Origin of the sequence: Halomonas sp. DQ26W, assembly GCF_003339685.1 — a bacterium.
GTDB lineage: Bacteria > Pseudomonadota > Gammaproteobacteria > Pseudomonadales > Halomonadaceae > Halomonas.
Map to the genome: position 1 here is coordinate 62,242 of NZ_QPKI01000014.1, position 17,059 is coordinate 79,300.

Consider the following 17,059-nt stretch of genomic DNA (forward strand, 5'->3'; position numbering starts at 1 on the left):
CAGCCCGAGGGATGTCCGAGTATAATACTCGGACTTTATGTCAAGGAGGCGACATGCTGCAGACCTTCGAAGCCTGGATCACACCGATCATGATCGGTGGACTGGTCCTTTTCATGAGCTTTATCATCTGGGACCTGGCCAAGAAATCTCAGGCCGGGCGCTTCGGCACCATCATGCTATTCCTGGTGCTCGGCGCCGGGATCCTCGGCTATCTATTGAAAGTCGTCATCACCTGGCTGATCGAAAGAGGCGGCGGAGTCTGAGCAGGCGCACGCCGACGATGCCACCCCACCAACGGGTGGCATCATCATGACGACTCAGCTGGGCAGCGGTCCCTCGAAACACTCGACCTGGCTTTTCAACTTTTGACCGGGACGGAAGGTCACCACACGACGAGCCGAGATGGGAATCTCCTCGCCGGTCTTGGGGTTACGTCCCGGACGCTCCCGCTTGTCTCGCAGGTCGAAATTACCGAAACCGGACAGCTTTACCTGCTCGTTCTCACGCAGGCAGGCCCGGATCTCCTCGAAGAAGGCTTCCACCATCGACTTGGCTTCCCGCTTGGTCAGCCCCAACTCGGCATGCAGGTGTTCGGCCAGTTCCGCCTTGGTCAACGCTCCCATGTCTACTCCTTCAGAGTGGCGGTCCAGCCCGCCGCCGGTCTTATCCCACCGCCTGTGCCCAATACAAAGTGCGAATATTTCCTTCCGAAAAGGATCGGAAATATCATCCGCGCAGTTCGGCGCCCAGGTGCTGATGCGATTCGGCGACAATGGCATCGACCAACTGATTGATTTCCTCGTCATTCAGCGTGCGCGAAGGATGCTGCCAGGTCAAGCCCAAGGCAACGCTCTTGCACCCTTCTGTAACGCCCTTACCCTGGTAGACATCGAAAAGTCGCAGTTCCTCGAGCCACTGGCCAGCCTTTTTCCGCACACAATCGAGTAACGCCTGGACCGGTTGATTCACCCCGACCAGGAAAGCCAGGTCACGCCGCACTTCCGGATAGCGGGAAAGCGGCACAAACGTCGGCAGAACGCCACGAGTAAGCGCATCCTGCCTGACCTCGAAAAGTAGCACATCGGCTTTGAGGCCCAACTCAGCCTTGACACCGGGATGCAAGGTGCCGATCCAGCCAACCGGGTCATCGCGATAGAGAATGCGCGCACTCTGACCTGGATGCAGCGACGGGTGTTCACCAGGCTCGAATCGCCAGGCATCCGCCTCCCCACCCATGGCAATCAGGCTTTCCAGGTCACCCTTGATGTCGAAAAAATCTGCTTTGTCACGACTACCGGCCCAGCCCTCCGGGTCGCGGGAGCCACAGGCCAGCGCCCCAAGCATCGGCGTCTGCTGAAGATCGTCCAGATCGCCACGAAAGACCATGCCTGCCTCGAACAAACGCACACGGTTCTGCTGGCGATTCAGGTTGTGCTCCAGGGCGCGGACCAGCCCCGGGAAGAGGCTTGCCCGCATGACCGAGAGATCACTGGAGATGGGATTGGCCAGCTTTGGCGATACTGCGTCGGGAAGCATCGCCAGCTGAAGGTCGGGTGGGACAAAGCTGTAGGTCACCGCTTCCTGATAGCCGCGCGCCACCATCTGCCGCCGCAGCCGCCCCAGCGGGGTGCGCGCTTCATGGTCCGGGCGCAGCGCTAGCCGCGCGGAAGGACGACGTACCGGCAGTTGGTTGTAGCCATGAATCCTGGCGATTTCCTCGATCAAGTCCTCTTCGATGGAAACATCGAAACGCCAGCTCGGCACCCTCGCCTTCCAGCCGGATGCCGTGCTATCAACCACCATGCCAAGCCGCTGGAGAATATCGGCCACTTCCTCGGCCGGCAACTGCTTGACCAGTGCCTGCTCGAGGCGTGCGGCCCGCAGCGTGACATCTCGCTCACCGGGAAGCTGTGCATGGCTTGTCACCTCGATCAGCGGACCCGGCTCGCCACCGGTAACCTGCAACAGCAGGGCCGTGGCCCGCTCGATGGCATCCACTGTCAATTGCGGATCAACGCCTCGCTCGAAGCGGTGCGATGCATCCGTGTGCAGGCCATAGGCGCGAGCCTGCCCTGCCACCGCCAGTGGCGAGAAAAAGGCCGATTCAAGGAAGATATCCTGCGTTGCTGCGCTGACGCCTGAGTCCTCACCGCCCATTACCCCGGCAATGGCCAGCGGACCGCGCTCATCGGCGATCACCAGCGTTGCGGCATTCAGGGTAATCTCCTGCCCATCGAGCAGCACCAGCCGCTCACCCTCCCGAGCGAGGCGTACAACAACGCCATCATGCAGATTGGCACGATCGAAGGCATGCAGAGGCTGTCCCAACTCGAGCATCACGTAGTTGGTGATGTCGACCACCGGATCGATGGTACGCACACCACTGCGGCGCAGCCGCTCAACCATCCACAGCGGAGTGGCAGCAGTCACGTCGACACCCTTGATCAGTCGCCCGATATAGCGTGGGCAAAACTCGGCGTCTTCGACACGAACCGGAAACGTCTCGGCATGTGTCGCCGGCACAGGCGTCACATCCGGCGAGGTCACCGGCAGCCTGTTGAGCACGCCTACTTCCCGCGCCAAGCCCTTGAGGCTAAGGCAGTCACCGCGATTGGGCGTCAGATCGACCTCGATGGCGTTGTCATCGAGCCCCATCCAGGCGCGTAAATCCTCCCCCGACGGCGCATCCAACGGCAGCTCGAGAATGCCCGGCGAGGTCTCCTCCTCCAGACCAAGCTCCGAGGCGGAGCAGATCATGCCGCGGGACTCCACGCCGCGAAGCTTGGCCTGCCGGATCTTGAGGTCGCCGGGCAGCACCGCGCCAACGCGGGCGAAGGGCACCTTCTGGCCAACCGCGACATTGGTTGCGCCGCAGACCACCTGCACCGCTTCTCCACTGCCATCGACGACCTGGCAGACATTCAGCTTGTCGGCATCCGGATGCGGCGCCATACCCACCACCTCTGCGATGACCACATCGCTGAAGAGCATCGCTACCGGCTCGATGGCGTCCACCTCAAGCCCGGCCATGGTGATCTGGTCTGCCAGCGCTTGGACGCCCAACTGCGGCGAGACCCACTCACGCAGCCACTGTTCGGAAAATTTCATGACTAATCCCGTGTTCTGCCGAAGTTCATATAACAGTTCATGTAACAGTTCATGTAACCACGCCCGCTCAGGCGAACTGGCGCAGAAAGCGCAGATCGTTCTCGAAGAACAGCCGCAGGTCATTGACGCCATAGCGCAGCATGGCCAAGCGCTCGGCCCCCATGCCAAAGGCAAAGCCCTTGTACCGCTCAGAATCGATACCCGAATGGCGGAACACTTCCGGATGCACCATGCCGCAGCCCATCACCTCCAGCCAGCCACTGTGGGAGCAGACGCGACAGCCTTCACCGCTGCACATCACACACTGGATATCGACCTCGGCCGAGGGCTCGGTAAAGGGAAAATAGGAAGGACGGAAACGCACCGAAAGATCGCCCCGCTCAAAGAAGGCGTGCAGGAAGTCCTCGATGGTGCCCTTGAGATCGGCAAAGCTGACATCCTCATCGACCAGCAGCCCCTCCACCTGATGAAACATGGGCGTATGCGTCAGGTCAGAATCGCTGCGGTAGACCCGCCCCGGGCAGACGATACGAATCGGCGGCGCCTGCTCCTTCATGGTGCGCACCTGAACCGGCGAGGTATGCGTACGCAGCAGCCGGGTGGCATCGAAATAGAAGGTATCGGCCATGCCCCGCGCAGGGTGGTGAGCGGGTATATTGAGCGCTTCGAAGTTGTGGTAGTCATCCTCGATTTCCGGCCCAACAGCAACGTCATAGCCAATCCGGGTAAAGAGCCCTTCAATGCGCTCCAGGGTGAGCGTCACTGGATGAAGGCCACCGCTGGGCTGGCCACGACCGGGCAGTGTCACGTCGATACGCTCTGCAGCCAGTTGAGCCTCAAGCGCTGCCTTCGACAAAGCTTGCCGCCGCTCGTCGAGCTCCTGAGCCAGTGCCTGCTTGGCCTGGTTGATACGCTCGCCTGCCGCGGGACGCTCATCGGCCGGCAGCTTGCCCAGCCCCTTTAGCTGAGCGGTAATCTCGCCCTTCTTGCCGAGATAGCGCACGCGCAGCTCATCGAGCGCCGCGATGCTGTCGGCGGCCTGGATGGCTTGACGGGCCTCGGTGACCAGTGTGGGAAGGTGGTCCATCCGTTGAGCTCCGAAATCGTTGATCTTGGCTGAAAAAAAACGTCGTGTTTCGATCGACAAAAAAACAGGGGAAGAGCGGCTGCTCTTCCCCTGCGACGGTCTGGCGTTGAAGGAGACCGGCCAACGCCGGCCCGACGCCATCGGTCGGAATCGCTTACTGGGCAGCCTTGGCCTTCTCGACGATGGCAGCAAAAGCGGCCTTCTCGTGAACAGCCAGATCGGCCAGCACCTTGCGGTCGATCTCGATACCGGCCTTCTTCAGGCCACCGACGAAGCGGCTATAGGACATGCCGTGCTGACGGGCACCGGCGTTGATACGCTGGATCCACAGGGCACGGAACTGACGCTTGCGGTTGCGACGGTCACGGTAGGCATACTGACCTGCCTTGATGACGGCCTGCTTGGCCACGCGAAAAACGCGCGAGCGGGCGCCATAGTAGCCCTTGGCCAGCTTCAATACTTTCTTGTGACGACGACGAGCGACGACACCACGCTTAACACGAGTCATAGCTTTCTCCTGACGTTAAAAAAGAACAAGCAGAGGCTTACAGGTTCGGCAGCATGCGCTGAACGAGGGCCTTGTCGGCGTCATGGATAAGCTTCGTACCACGCAGGTGACGCTTACGCTTGGTCGACTTCTTGGTCAGGATGTGGCTACGGTAAGACTGCTTGTGCTTGAAACCATTGGCAGTCTTCTTGAAGCGCTTGGCAGCGCCACTATTGGTCTTGATCTTCGGCATGAGTCAATTCTCCGCTCGAGTTTTTTAGAAAATCCGTGGCCTATGGCCGGCATTGACGCCGACCATCCGTTTGACTGGCCGTCGGATCACTTCTTCTTGGGGGCAATGATCATGATCATCTGGCGCCCTTCCATCTTGGGAAAGGCCTCCACGGTCCCGATCTCATCGAGATCCGCGGCGATCCGTTCCATCAGCTTGCGGCCGATGTCCTGGTGCGCCATTTCACGGCCGCGAAAACGCAGCGTGACCTTGCCCTTGTCGCCACCTTCGAGGAAACGAATCAGGTTTTTCAGCTTGACCTGATAATCGCCCTCGTCGGTGCCAGGTCGGAATTTGACTTCCTTGACCTGTATCTGTTTCGTCTTCTTCTTCTGAGCGGCCTTCTGCTTCTTTTGCTCAAAGACGAATTTGCCGTAATCCATAATCTTGCAGACGATGGGATCGGCATTGGAAATCTGGACGAGGTCCAAACCGGCCGCTTCGGCTCGCTCCAGTGCTTCACTGGTGGGCACGACGCCCAGCTGCTCGCCGTCGCTGTCGATCAGGCGCACCTGATCCTCGGTAATACGCTCGTTCATTGGGGGGCGCTTGTCCTGAGGACGTCCGCGCTGGCTGCTTCGCTTGATCGTTCCGTCTCCGTTCCGGTAATTGACAGTGTCGTTACCAACCTTCGGTCCGAACGCACTCGATGAACTCATCGACGGTCTGGACACCTAGGTTTTCGCCGGTGCGGGTGCGCACGGCAACCGAGTCGGCTTCGACTTCCTTATCCCCTACCACAAGGAGATAGGGAACTTTCTGCAACGTATGCTCGCGGATTTTAAAGCCGATCTTCTCGTTCCTCAAGTCCGCCTTGACGCGAAGACCGATTTTCTGCAAGCGACGCTCCAATTGTACCGCATAGTCGCGCTGTGCATCGGTAATTGTCATCACCACCACCTGTTCCGGCGCCAACCAGAGCGGCATGGCCCCAGCGTAGTGCTCGATCAGGATACCGATGAAACGCTCGAAGGAGCCGAGAATGGCCCGATGCAGCATGACCGGCGTCTTGCGCTCGCCATCTTCGTCGACGAACTGGGCGCTCAAACGTCCGGGCAAATTGAAATCCAGCTGCAGTGTACCGCATTGCCAGACGCGATTCAGGCAATCGCGCAGGGCAAATTCAATCTTGGGGCCATAGAACGCACCTTCACCCGGCTGCAACTCCCACTCAAGCCCCGTTGCATCGAGTGCCGCCTCCAGCCCTTGCTCGGCCCGGTCCCACAGCCCCGCCTCGCCCATGAAGCCCTCAGGACGGGTCGACAGCTTGAGTTCCACGGCGTCGAAACCCAGCTCCTTGTAGACCTTGAGCGTCAGGGCGATGAAGTCTTCCGCTTCAGCCTGAATCTGCTTCTCGGTACAGAAGATATGCGCATCGTCTTGGGTAAAGCCGCGCACCCGCATCAGACCGTGCAGCGAACCTGACGGCTCGTTACGATGGCAGCTACCGAATTCCGCCAGCCGCAGGGGAAGATCGCGGTAACTTTTGAGCCCCTGGTTGAACACCTGAACGTGGCAGGGACAGTTCATCGGTTTGACCGCGTATTCGCGCTTCTCGGACTCGGTAGTGAACATCAAGTCGCTGTAGTGTCCCCAGTGGCCGGATTTCTTCCACAGTGACAGGTCCACCACCTGGGGAGTGCGAATTTCCTGGTAGCCGTGCTCGACCTGAATCCGGCGCATGTATTGCTCGAGCGCCTGATAGATGGTCCAGCCATTGGGGTGCCAGAACACCATGCCTGGCGCCTCCTCCTGAAGGTGAAAAAGGTTCATGCGCTTGGCCAGCTTCCGATGGTCGCGCTTCTCGGCCTCCTCCAGGCGCTTGAGATAGGCCTTGAGCTGCTTCTTGTCACCCCAGGCCGTACCGTAGATCCGCGTCAGCATCGGCTTGCTGGCATCGCCACGCCAGTAAGCGCCAGCCAGCTTGGTCAGCTTGAACGCCTTCAGGTGCCGGGTATTGGGGACATGAGGACCCCGGCACATGTCGATATATTCCTTGTGCCGGTAGAGCCGAATCGTCTCGCCCTCGGGAATATCACGGATGATCTCCTGCTTGTAGGGCTCCTCGCGATGCAGGAAGGTCAGCATCGCGCGGTCGCGGTCCACATACTCGCGAACCACGTCATACTCCTCGTCGATCAGCGCCTTCATGCGCGTCTCGATGGCCGCCAGGTCGTCCGGCGTGATGGAAGCCCCAAAGTCAATATCGTAGTAGAAGCCGTCGTCGATCACCGGCCCGATCGCCATATTCGCCTCGGGGTAGAGCTGCTTGACCGCGTGACCGATAAGATGGGCGCAGGAGTGTCGAATGATCTCAAGACCTTCCGAATCTCGACCGGTAATGATGGCCACGTCGGCATCATGGGTGATGATATCGGCAGCATCCACCAGCTCGCCGTCGATCTTGCCGGCAACACAGGCCTTGGCCAGGCCCGGCCCGATCGATTCGGCCAACTGCATCACGGAAAGGGGTTCGTCGAAGGTTCTCTGGCTGCCATCCGGCAGGGTCACGATGGGCATTGAAGCGTCCTTGTGCGCAGTGGTGATCCATACCAGGGATCACGTGCCGCAGTGAGTGGCGTAGTTCAAATAGTTCTAAAAAGCTCAAAATAGTTCATGAAAATTCATGACAGGTCACGACAACCGACAAGACTACCAGATGCCCCCCTTCTCACGCCACGCCTCGCAGCCCGCCCAGGACCGAACAAGAGGCAGACATGAGGTAGAACGCGACAAGGGCACCCGAAGGTGCCCCTGTGTTCTGCTCGCAGCCTTGATTCAAGGCCCCGGGCCTGATCGAAAGATCAGTCCCAGTTGACGATTTCCACGCGGCGGTTCTGCGCGCGACCTTCGTCAGTCTCGTTGGTCGCGACCGGACGCTCTTCACCATAACCAACGGTGTTCATGCGGTTATCAGCAATCCCGCGAGAGACCAGGAAGTCCCTGACAGAATCGGCACGTCGCTGGGAAAGGCCCTGATTGTATTGGGCAGACCCAATGTGGTCGGTATGACCTTCGATGCGCACACGCATCCTGGGATTCTCGCGCAGGGTATTCGCCACCTGGTCGAGTTCGCGGTGTGCCTCCGGGCGAATTTCGGAAGAGTCGAAGGCGAAGGTCACTTCGCTATCCAACACTACCGGCTCGAACTCGGGAGCAGGCGCCGGGGCAGGCGCGGGCATCGGCTCGGGTTCAGGAGCAACAACCGGTGCCGGCGTACGATCCGCGCACAGCAGCGCACCGATGGCAGCACCGGTAGCACCACCGACACCAATACCCTGATCCTCATCGGAGCTGCCGCTGACGGCATATCCGATGCTGCCGCCAATCAGGCCGCCGGCAACACCACAGACCACAGGTTGCTGATACCAGGGACGTTCCGGTGAAGCGGCTGCACCGGCAGTGGCCCCTCCCTGAATGTTGGCACAGCCAGAAAGGCCGATGACGAGAGCAGAACCTAACATCAAGCCAGTTGTAGATTTTTTCATTACAAGACTCCTTCTTGAATCATCTTCCGGCAGTCCATTGTCGAGGACCCCAAATATCCGGGAATCCTGGGACCCGGTTCTTCACAGTGTAGGCTCAATTCAGCCTCTCTCAAAGCATAACCTAATTCAACTGTCCAATAATTAGGCAGACTCGGCATCAAACGCGCGAGGAGACCGTAAAAGCCTGTCGAAACAAGCAACTCATTTCAATGGGGATTTTTTGTAAAATTATTGTATAGACGCTTCATGCCAAAGAGTTTTTCGCCGTCAGTGAAGACTACCTGGCCAGGCACGACGAAACTCCAGCACCTCAGCCGCTGCCTTCAGCACCGGCTGGCGCAGCTCCGCCTCCACCTGCAAGCGTTCGCGGTCTTCACGCATCCTGTCACGTGGGGCAAGCGCCTTGCGTGCCGAGTGAGTGTGCAGGTGCTGGGTGCGTGCATAGACCTCGCCAAAGGGTTGGAAGGCCGGACGCTCCATCAACTGGGGATCGAGTATCTCCAGCAGCACCTTGCACCGCCAGGCACCCTCGGTGACGTCGACTTGCTCCTGCAGCAGTGACGAGGCGACTATTTCGAGGTTTTCGAGACAATTGTTGTGCGCGCGCTGCAACTCATCTTGTTGCCGCGCCTTACGGCGATTGAGCTCACGCCAAAGCGTGAAGGCATATGCACCCAACCCGGCAATGATGGCCGCGCCCAGTGCGAGCAGAGCCAGGGCAGTCGTTGTCGTCATGGCGTCTTCCAGCTGTCGTTGGGGATCGGCTCGAATTGTACCGCAGGCAGGGCCAAGCGATACACTCAGGGCAGGAGATGGGCAACCAGCGAAACATCACTGCAAGCCACGAAGGGTCTGTTTATCAGGCTTTCAGCGGTGTTGTAACGCAGAGTCAGTCCCGATTCGAGGCTCAATACAGCGCCACCTGCCCCCTCCAGAACACCCTGACCCGCAGCGGTGTCCCACTCACAGGTCGGGCCAACCCGCGGGTAGAGGTCAGCGCTGGCTTCGGCTATCCGACAGAACTTCACTGAACTGCCGCATCGCTGCAACCGTGCACCGGGAAATGTCGCCACGATACGCTGGGTTTCGTCGTGTAAATGGGCGCGGCTGGTCAAGATACGTAGCGGTTTGCCTGTGCGAACCGTCAAGGGCTCGCGAGAGCCCTCCCTCCACCGCCAGGCGCCCAGAGCCGACCCGCCTGCCCAGGTAACGCCAGCAGCAGGTGCGTGCACCATGCCGAGTAACACTGCACCATCATGAACGAGCGCCACGTTGACGGTGAAGTCGTCGTAGCCATCGACATATTCACGTGTGCCATCGAGGGGGTCGACCAGCCAGTAGCACTGCCACAGGCGGCGATCCGACCAAGGGGGTGCTACCTGCTCCTCTGAGAGCAATGGCAGATCTATCAGCCGGGGCAAACCCGCCGACAGGCGCCGCTGAGCGGCGTGATCTGCCTCGGTGACAGGGCTCCCGTCGTTCTTGAACTGTACATCCCGTCTCGCGTTGCGTATGGCAAGAATATCGCGTCCCGCCGCTTCGCAAAGTCCGCGAAGCGCTTCCAGATTCGGCAAATCAACCACTGTCTTTCCGGTAGTCATGCCCCCCTCCCTCGCGCTCGCCTGCCAAACGATGTCATCAACCAAAGTATAATAGGCTAAGTGGGGGTGCCGTATTACATCATCCAGAATCTGGCATAGTGGTCGAAGAGCAGCACTCCGAATATGCCGAGGATATAGCGGATAGAAAACCAGAATGCGGCCAGGGGTGCCTGCACATCGTGGCCTCGCCAAACCTTCCAGTTCCAGTACATGAAGCGAATATTCAGCGCCATCACCCCAACCAGATAGACCGCACCGCTCATGCCGATGACGAATGGCAACATCGTCACGGCAACGGTTAGCCAGCCGTAAAGCCATACCTGTAACCGAGTGAATGCTTCACCGTGGGTGACCGGTAACATGGGAACCCCGGCACGGGCGTACTCATCGCACTTGTGGATGGCCAGGGCCCAGAAATGGGGTGGCGTCCAGGCAAACACGATCAGCATCAGCAATAGCGGCTCCGGGCCGAGTTGACCGGTGACCGCCGTCCATCCCAGCAGCGGGGGCGCCGCTCCGGCAACCCCACCGATGACGATATTCTGCGGCGTAGCCCGCTTCAGAAAGGCGGTATAGATCAGCGCATAGCCGATCAGCGAACCGAGGGTCAGCCAGGCCGTCAAGGCATTGACCTGCCACAGCAGCAACAGAATGCCTGCCACAGAAAGTAACGCAGCCCAGCCCAGCGCTAGTGTCGTGGGCATACGCTGACTTGCCAGCGGACGATGCGAGGTCCGCAGCATCATGGCATCCAGCCGTCGATCCACCACATGATTGAACGCAGCGGCCCCACCGGCCGCCAGACCGATCCCGGACAGACCGAATACTACCGTAGCCAGTGGGGGTAATGCCGGTGTCGCCAGCGCCATGCCCACCAAGGTACAGGCCAGCATGACGACCACCACACGCGGCTTGCATAGTGTGAGCAGATCTTGCCAGGTCCAGTCGGTAGCACCCTCGGCATTGAAGGGCGCCATCAGAGCGCGCTTCCATCCCGCTCGCTTGATTACCGCATTAGACATGCACCCACTCCTTGTCCTGTCGTGTTTTATGTTCTTCCCCTGCGCCCTGTCGCCAATACCACACCGCCATCGTCAGACACAGCACCAACGCCACGGCCCCGGCGGTGTGCAGAAGGGCCAGCCAGAGCGGCAGCCACAAAAGCACATTGGCAACCCCCAGTCCCAGCTGTACAGCATATATCCCTACCAGGCCGCCCAGCCACGGCCTGAGGCGCGCTTCACCCCAATAGCGAACCGTCAAAGTGAGCAGGACTAGGCCAAGCAGCAGCGCGCCAATACGATGGCCCTGTTGAATGGCGACACGGGCGTCGGCGTGTAACTGCCCGTGTAGATAGTTAGGCCCTACCGTCTGAGTGAGATGAAAGCCTTCGCTCCAGTCCATCTCCGGCCACCATTGGCCATTGCAAGTCGGAAACCCCTGACAGGCAATACCGGCATAGTTGCTGGAAACCCAGCCGCCCAGGGCCAGCTGAAGCAACAACAGCAACATGGCCAGGCTCCAAAGCGGCGTGAGCCGGCGGCGTGGACGCTCTGACATGTCACCAGCCGCAAATCGGCGCAGGCGCAGATGCAGCCATAGAAACAGCAAGAGTACGGCCAGCCCACCCAGCAGGTGCATCGTCACCACCTGAGGCCAGAGCTTCAGTGTGACGGTAAACGCACCGAAAGCTCCCTGCAGCAGAATCACTATCAGCAGAGCAACGCTGACACCCCAGGGATAGCCCTGGTATTTACGCAAGCGAAAGCCCGCTACCAGCAGGGCGATCACCAACAACCCCAGCGCCGAGGCAACATAGCGATGAATCATCTCGACCCACGCCTTGAAAGTTTCAAGCGGTGCATCGGGCGAATGGGCCATGGCACGCTCGGCATCGGGCACCACCAGACGCCCATAACAGCCAGGCCAATCGGGGCAACCCAGACCCGCATCCACCAGGCGCGTCCAGACCCCCACTAGAATCACAGCGCTAGTGAGGAGAATACCTGCCAGGCTCAGGGTGAGCAGAAGCCCCACCCGAGACACTTGTTCACGGCCCCGCAGCGAAACGCCATGCATTGATTAATTCCTCATCGACCTTGCTTGCCCCTTGCTCATGCTGACGACGGGCGTGATAAGCGGTAGCTGCTGAACATTCAGCGATTGCTGACCTCGAACTCCGGTGCCGCACGTGTATCAGGATTCATGCGTAACAGATGATTGACGTCATCCAGCACGTCACGGGGTTCCACTCCACTGGTATAGGTCAGCACAGCGTCACCCCTGGGGTCGAGCAACCATACACGGCCCGGTGACTGCCACTCGGGCACCTTAGCCCACTGCGCCAACGACTCACCCGGCAATGCCGGCCCATGGCCGCCGATACGCAAGCGACTGATCCTGGGCGCTTCGCGACCCATGGCGCGATGCAGTCGCCACCACTGATCGGCATGCACGTCACAGTCGATGCTGCAGTCGAACGCGAGAATCCAGTCACCCGCCTCCAGCGCCTGACGGGGCTCGGCAAGCGGCCAGTGAGCAAGGGGCGGCACCTGCGGTGCCAACTCACCATGCGCGGTACGTTGATCGGGAATGCCGATACGCCACTCCACCATGACCCAGGCAGTTATCACCGGTATGGCAAAGATAGCGATCAATGCCAGCAGCTTGAAGCGCTGGCGACGCGCCCTCACTGGCTCCTGCTCATCATTGTGTTGTTCGCCTGGCTTTTCTTGCACGTCTCTACCTTTTACTGACAGCTCTCCAGGAGCCCAAGTGTGCCGATTGGAGGCTAATGTGGAGTGACGCGGACGCGACGATCCCTGGCCAGCCGTCGTCCACCTACGATCATCATGATCAGTGCTGCAAGTGCCAGCCCCCACCACTGCACTGCGTAACCCATATGACGCTCGGGCGGCATTACGCTGGGCTCCCACCAGGGCTCGAGAAGTCCGCCCCCTTCCTCCAGGTGCAGCCAGCCGTTGTGGGCAAACCCTGGCGACAAGCTCCAGGCTGCAAGATCGATCTGCTGCAGCCGCTGTCCTTCGCGATTGGGGCCATACAACGGCCCCGACTTTCCGGCTTTCTGCCAACGACCCTTCAGTGTCACCTCGCCCTGGGGCGTAGCCACCTCGGGTGTCTCACGTATCGGACCGGTGGCCATGAAACCTCGCTGCACCAGCCACAACCGGCCATCCTCGGTACGCATTGGCGTCAAGCCTGCCACACCGAGCTGGCCATTGAGTGTACGATTATCAAGAAACAGGGTGTCGTCTGACAGATATTCGCCGCGCAGTGTCAACCGCGTTCCCTCCGGGGGAGCCTCTACAGGCGCTTCCAGCGTGGGTGCTGCGTCGAGCCGGGCGAGATAGTCGCGCTTGTCGTCTGCCCTCTCCCACTGCCATAGTCCAAGAGCCAAGCCAAGTGCCACCAGCAGCGACCATAGCATGCACCAAAGGCCCAGTCGCCAGCCAGGAAGGCGCGCCGTGGACACCCTCACCCCCCTGCCCCCTGACCTCTGATGGAGTAACTCATGCTGCTGAAGACCCTGATCGCCGTTGTATTCCTGGCCATGGTGACCAGCCTGGCAGCCGGTGTCGGCTTTCTGCTGCGCGATGACAGCCAGTCCCGTCGCCTGCTGGTGTCACTGAAAATTCGCGTGGCCTTGGCCGCGGCACTAATCGTGCTGCTGTTCTACGGCTTCTATTTCGGCAACCTGGCCGCCGCCTGATCACCAGGCCCGTCAATTTGAACTCCCGCCCAGCCACCCAAGGCTGAGCGGGAGATATCGCACCACCGAGACCGTCGCCGCTGCGATCCGCTTGAGACTTAAAAGACGTAGACAAACAGGAACAACCCCACCCAGACAACATCCACGAAGTGCCAGTACCAGCAGGACGCCTCGAAGCCGAAGTGCTCCTCGGGCGAAAAGTGCCGACGCATTATCCTCACCAGCATCACGATGAGAATCAGGGTGCCGACGATGACGTGCACCCCATGGAAGCCGGTCAGGATGAAGAAGGTAGCACCATAGATGCCTGCCTCCAGGGTAATGCCGTAATGCGCATAGGCCTCATAGTACTCGACGCCCTGAATCACGATGAAGCACAGGCCCAGCAATACCGTGCCGGCCAGCCAGTTGCGACAAATCTTGCGATTCCCTTCCTTGAGCGCCTCGTGCGCCACCGTCAGGGTAATGCTGGAAGAAATGAGAATCAGCGTATTGACCAATGGCAGGTGCCAGGGGCTGAAGACCTGTTGGGGGCCGGAAATCGACGTATCGGGCGGGCTAAGCAGTGGCCAATGGGCCGTGAACTCGGGCCACAATAGCGCTGTCGGCCCCTTGGTGCCCTCGCCGCCCAGCCAGGGTATGGCAAACATACGCACATAGAACAGCGCGCCAAAGAAGGCCGCGAAGAACATCACTTCGGAAAAGATGAACCAGCCCATGCCCCAACGGAAGGAGCGGTCCATCTGGGCATCATAAAGCCCGCTGCGGGACTCCACCACGACATCGCGGAACCAGAGGGCCATGACGGTCACCACGCCCGCCAGCCCCAGCAGCATGATAATGGTGCCACGGCCATGGACCAACACCATGCCGGTACCGATCATCATCGTGCCAAGAGCCAGGGAGCCAAGCACTGGCCACTTGCTGGTTGCAGGTACGTAATAGCTGCCACTCATGCCTCATCTCCTTCAATGGTCTTTGCAGCGGCCTGAAGCGGCGCTTGTTTGCCTTCAATGGGGTAGAGCGTATAGACCAGGGTGACGGTATTGACCTCGGGGGGTAGATCGCGATCCAACTGGAAGACCAACGGCAGTTCGAGTCGCTCACCAGCCTCCAGTCGCTGCTCCTCGAAACAGAAACAGCTGGCCTTGCGCACATGCCGCGTGGCGGTCGATGGAGAGACGCTGGGCACAGCACGCCCCCAGCTTTCGGCACTGCTTTGATTGTTGAAGGTGAAGTTTACCTCGGATGTCTGGCCCGGGTGGATTCGCACCTGCCGCGTCTCCACGTCCATGCGCCAGGGCAAGCCGGAACCATTGCGGGTGATGAATTGCACGGTCACAATTCGCGACTCATCCACGTCGTCATGGACCAATGCCTGGGCATTGGTATCCACCTTGCCATTGATACCGGTGACGCGGCAGAACACGTCATACAGGGGCACCAGGGCAAAGGCAAAAGCGAACATACCCACCAGCGCCGCCACACTTCGCCACACCGTGCGTCTTACCCGTGCATCCTGAGTGTCCGTCTTGATGTCACTCATGCTTCGCTCCTCCTGTCACATGCCGGCGTTCGGCTCAGTGAGCCGGGCGCTGGTAGTTCGGCGGTGTCTCGAAGGTATGCAGCGGCGCCGGGCTGGGTACGCTCCACTCAAGGTCATCGGCGTAATCGCCCCAGGCTGCCGCCGGTGCCTTCTTGCCGCCCCGCACGCAGATGATCACCACGGCGACGAACAACAACTGGGAGAAGCCGAACATGAAGGCACCGATACTCGACACCATGTTGAAGTCGGCGAACTGCAGGGCATAGTCGGGTATCCGTCGCGGCATGCCGGCAAGCCCCGAGAAATGCATCGGAAAGAAGGTCAGGTTGACGCCGATCACCGACAGCCAGAAGTGCCACTGGGACAGGCGCTCGTGAGGATAGTGGCCTGTCCATTTGGGCAGCCAGAAGTAGACCCCCGCCATGATCGCGAAGATCGCCCCGGGTACCAGCACATAATGGAAATGCGCCACCACGAAGTAGGTGTCGTGATACTGGAAGTCCGCCGGCGCGATGGCAAGCATCAACCCCGAGAAGCCACCGATGGTGAACAGCACCACGAAGGCCAGGGCAAATAGCATCGGCGGCTCGAAGCTGATCGAGCCATGGAACAAGGTGGCGATCCAGTTGAACACCTTAACCCCGGTGGGTACCGCAATAAGCATGGTGGCGTACATGAAGAACAACTGCCCTACCAGCGGCATCCCAACCACGAACATGTGGTGCCCCCAGACCATGAACGAAAGCAAGGCGATGGCAGCGGTGGCGTAGACCATCGAGGCATAGCCGAACAGGCGCTTGCGAGCGAAGGCGGGAATGATCGCCGACACGATCCCGAAGGCCGGCAGGATCATGATGTATACCTCGGGATGGCCGAAGAACCAGAACAGGTGCTGGAACAGCACCGGGTCGCCCCCACCCGCGGCATTGAAGAAGCTGGTACCGAAATTGATGTCCATCAGCATCATGGTGATCACACCGGCGAGCACCGGCATCACCGCGATCAGCAGGAAGCCGGTGATCAGCCAGGTCCACACAAACAGCGGCATATCCATCATGCGCATGCCCGGCGCACGCATGTTGAGGATGGTGGCAACGATATTGATGGCGCCCAGGATCGAACTGATTCCGGCAATGTGCAGCGCCAGGATGAAGAACGTCGTCGAAGGCGGTGCAAAGGTGGTGGAGAGCGGTGCATAGAAGGTCCAGCCGAAGTTGGGCCCGCCTCCCGGCATGAACAGCGTCGACAGCAGCAGTCCGAAGGAAACCGGCAACAGCCAGAAGCTGAAGTTATTGAGCCGCGGCAGCGCCATGTCGGGCGCCCCGATCTGCAGCGGAATCATCCAGTTGGCCAGGCCGGTAAAGGCCGGCATGACCGCGGCGAAGACCATGATCAGGCCATGCATGGTCGTCATCTGGTTGAAAAATTCCGGATTGACGAACTGAAGGCCGGGCTGGAAGAGCTCCAGGCGCACCACCAGGGCGAAGATACCCCCGATGAAGAACATGACCAGCGAAAAGATCAGGTAGAGAGAGCCGATCTCCTTGTGGTTGGTGGTCAACAGCCAGCGCATGAGCCCCTTGGGGGGCGCTTCATGGGCGTGTCCATGCCCAGCTTCCGCGGCGTTGCTGCTCTGCTCGAGGGTAGGCTGAGGAGGTACCTTAGGGGCCATCGGAAATCTCCAGAATTATTGTCTTGTTATGTCGGCGCGTAGGGTAGC

At 59.9% G+C, this 17,059-nt stretch carries 19 protein-coding genes; 2 read left to right on the forward strand and 17 right to left on the reverse strand.

From position 1 onward, the window contains the following. Window positions 1–53 precede the first annotated feature (53 nt). Window positions 54–263 (forward strand): DUF2788 domain-containing protein, encoded by a 210-nt coding sequence (locus tag DU490_RS09275; protein WP_114574024.1) that lies wholly within the window; start codon window positions 54–56, stop codon window positions 261–263. Window positions 264–317: 54 nt separating this feature from the next. Here DU490_RS09275 and ihfA read toward each other — a convergent pair whose 3' ends face one another. The 14 genes from ihfA to DU490_RS09345 form a co-directional block, all read right to left on the reverse strand. Then, entirely contained in the window at window positions 318–623 is a 306-nt protein-coding gene (gene ihfA / locus DU490_RS09280) for an integration host factor subunit alpha (RefSeq protein ID WP_114480743.1), read from the reverse strand. 103 nt (window positions 624–726) lie between these two features. Next, entirely contained in the window at window positions 727–3,108 is a 2,382-nt protein-coding gene (gene pheT / locus DU490_RS09285; RefSeq protein WP_114574025.1) for a phenylalanine--tRNA ligase subunit beta, read from the reverse strand. A 67-nt stretch (window positions 3,109–3,175) separates the two neighbouring features. Continuing rightward, window positions 3,176–4,195 carry a phenylalanine--tRNA ligase subunit alpha gene (gene pheS / locus DU490_RS09290; protein WP_114574026.1) on the reverse strand — a complete coding sequence of 340 codons (1,020 nt, stop codon included), beginning with the start codon at window positions 4,193–4,195 and terminating at the stop codon, window positions 3,176–3,178. Between the two features lie 154 nt (window positions 4,196–4,349). Next, on the reverse strand, window positions 4,350–4,703 hold the full coding sequence (gene rplT, locus DU490_RS09295) for a 50S ribosomal protein L20 (RefSeq protein WP_043517631.1): 354 nt from the start codon (window positions 4,701–4,703) through the stop codon (window positions 4,350–4,352). A gap of 37 nt (window positions 4,704–4,740) precedes the next feature. After that, complete coding sequence (gene rpmI, locus DU490_RS09300) at window positions 4,741–4,935, reverse strand: 50S ribosomal protein L35 (RefSeq protein ID WP_043517630.1); 195 nt, start codon at window positions 4,933–4,935, stop codon at window positions 4,741–4,743. 86 nt (window positions 4,936–5,021) lie between these two features. Next, window positions 5,022–5,633 (reverse strand): translation initiation factor IF-3, encoded by a 612-nt coding sequence (infC, locus tag DU490_RS09305; RefSeq protein WP_258801551.1) that lies wholly within the window; start codon window positions 5,631–5,633, stop codon window positions 5,022–5,024. Continuing rightward, window positions 5,596–7,494 (reverse strand): threonine--tRNA ligase, encoded by a 1,899-nt coding sequence (gene thrS, locus DU490_RS09310; RefSeq protein ID WP_114574027.1) that lies wholly within the window; start codon window positions 7,492–7,494, stop codon window positions 5,596–5,598. Before thrS ends, infC begins: the two co-directional genes overlap by 38 nt. Window positions 7,495–7,778: 284 nt before the next feature. Further along, on the reverse strand, window positions 7,779–8,462 hold the full coding sequence (locus DU490_RS09315; RefSeq protein WP_114574028.1) for an OmpA family protein: 684 nt from the start codon (window positions 8,460–8,462) through the stop codon (window positions 7,779–7,781). Between the two features lie 267 nt (window positions 8,463–8,729). After that, on the reverse strand, window positions 8,730–9,197 hold the full coding sequence (locus tag DU490_RS09320) for a DUF2489 domain-containing protein (protein ID WP_114574029.1): 468 nt from the start codon (window positions 9,195–9,197) through the stop codon (window positions 8,730–8,732). Window positions 9,198–9,262: 65 nt separating this feature from the next. Continuing rightward, complete coding sequence (gene cysQ / locus DU490_RS09325; RefSeq protein WP_114574030.1) at window positions 9,263–10,063, reverse strand: 3'(2'),5'-bisphosphate nucleotidase CysQ; 801 nt, start codon at window positions 10,061–10,063, stop codon at window positions 9,263–9,265. A 74-nt stretch (window positions 10,064–10,137) separates the two neighbouring features. Further along, on the reverse strand, window positions 10,138–11,040 hold the full coding sequence (gene cyoE / locus DU490_RS09330; RefSeq protein WP_258801556.1) for a heme o synthase: 903 nt from the start codon (window positions 11,038–11,040) through the stop codon (window positions 10,138–10,140). 37 nt (window positions 11,041–11,077) lie between these two features. Further along, the gene (locus tag DU490_RS09335) at window positions 11,078–12,142 is read right to left on the reverse strand and encodes a heme A synthase (RefSeq protein ID WP_114574032.1); all 1,065 of its coding nucleotides are present in this window, start codon (window positions 12,140–12,142) and stop codon (window positions 11,078–11,080) included. 77 nt (window positions 12,143–12,219) lie between these two features. Next, a complete protein-coding gene (locus DU490_RS09340; RefSeq protein WP_258801553.1) occupies window positions 12,220–12,801 on the reverse strand; it encodes a hypothetical protein in 582 nt (193 codons plus the stop codon). 53 nt (window positions 12,802–12,854) lie between these two features. Further along, window positions 12,855–13,556 carry an SURF1 family protein gene (locus tag DU490_RS09345; RefSeq protein ID WP_309485736.1) on the reverse strand — a complete coding sequence of 234 codons (702 nt, stop codon included), beginning with the start codon at window positions 13,554–13,556 and terminating at the stop codon, window positions 12,855–12,857. A 39-nt stretch (window positions 13,557–13,595) separates the two neighbouring features. On the opposite strand from DU490_RS09345, the gene DU490_RS09350 reads away from it, so the two are divergent. Next, window positions 13,596–13,793 (forward strand): DUF2909 family protein, encoded by a 198-nt coding sequence (locus DU490_RS09350; protein ID WP_114574034.1) that lies wholly within the window; start codon window positions 13,596–13,598, stop codon window positions 13,791–13,793. Between the two features lie 98 nt (window positions 13,794–13,891). Here DU490_RS09350 and DU490_RS09355 read toward each other — a convergent pair whose 3' ends face one another. Genes DU490_RS09355 through ctaD form a run of 3 tightly spaced genes read right to left on the reverse strand, consistent with a single transcriptional unit; the run spans window position 13,892 to window position 17,011 of the window. Beyond that, window positions 13,892–14,749, reverse strand: a complete 858-nt coding sequence (locus DU490_RS09355) for a cytochrome c oxidase subunit 3 (protein WP_114574035.1) — start codon at window positions 14,747–14,749, stop codon at window positions 13,892–13,894. Beyond that, window positions 14,746–15,339, reverse strand: coding sequence for a cytochrome c oxidase assembly protein (locus DU490_RS09360; protein ID WP_114574036.1), 594 nt, complete (start codon window positions 15,337–15,339; stop codon window positions 14,746–14,748). Before DU490_RS09360 ends, DU490_RS09355 begins: the two co-directional genes overlap by 4 nt. A gap of 34 nt (window positions 15,340–15,373) precedes the next feature. Next, window positions 15,374–17,011 carry a cytochrome c oxidase subunit I gene (gene ctaD / locus DU490_RS09365; protein ID WP_114574037.1) on the reverse strand — a complete coding sequence of 546 codons (1,638 nt, stop codon included), beginning with the start codon at window positions 17,009–17,011 and terminating at the stop codon, window positions 15,374–15,376. Between the last annotated feature and the right edge of the window lie 48 nt (window positions 17,012–17,059).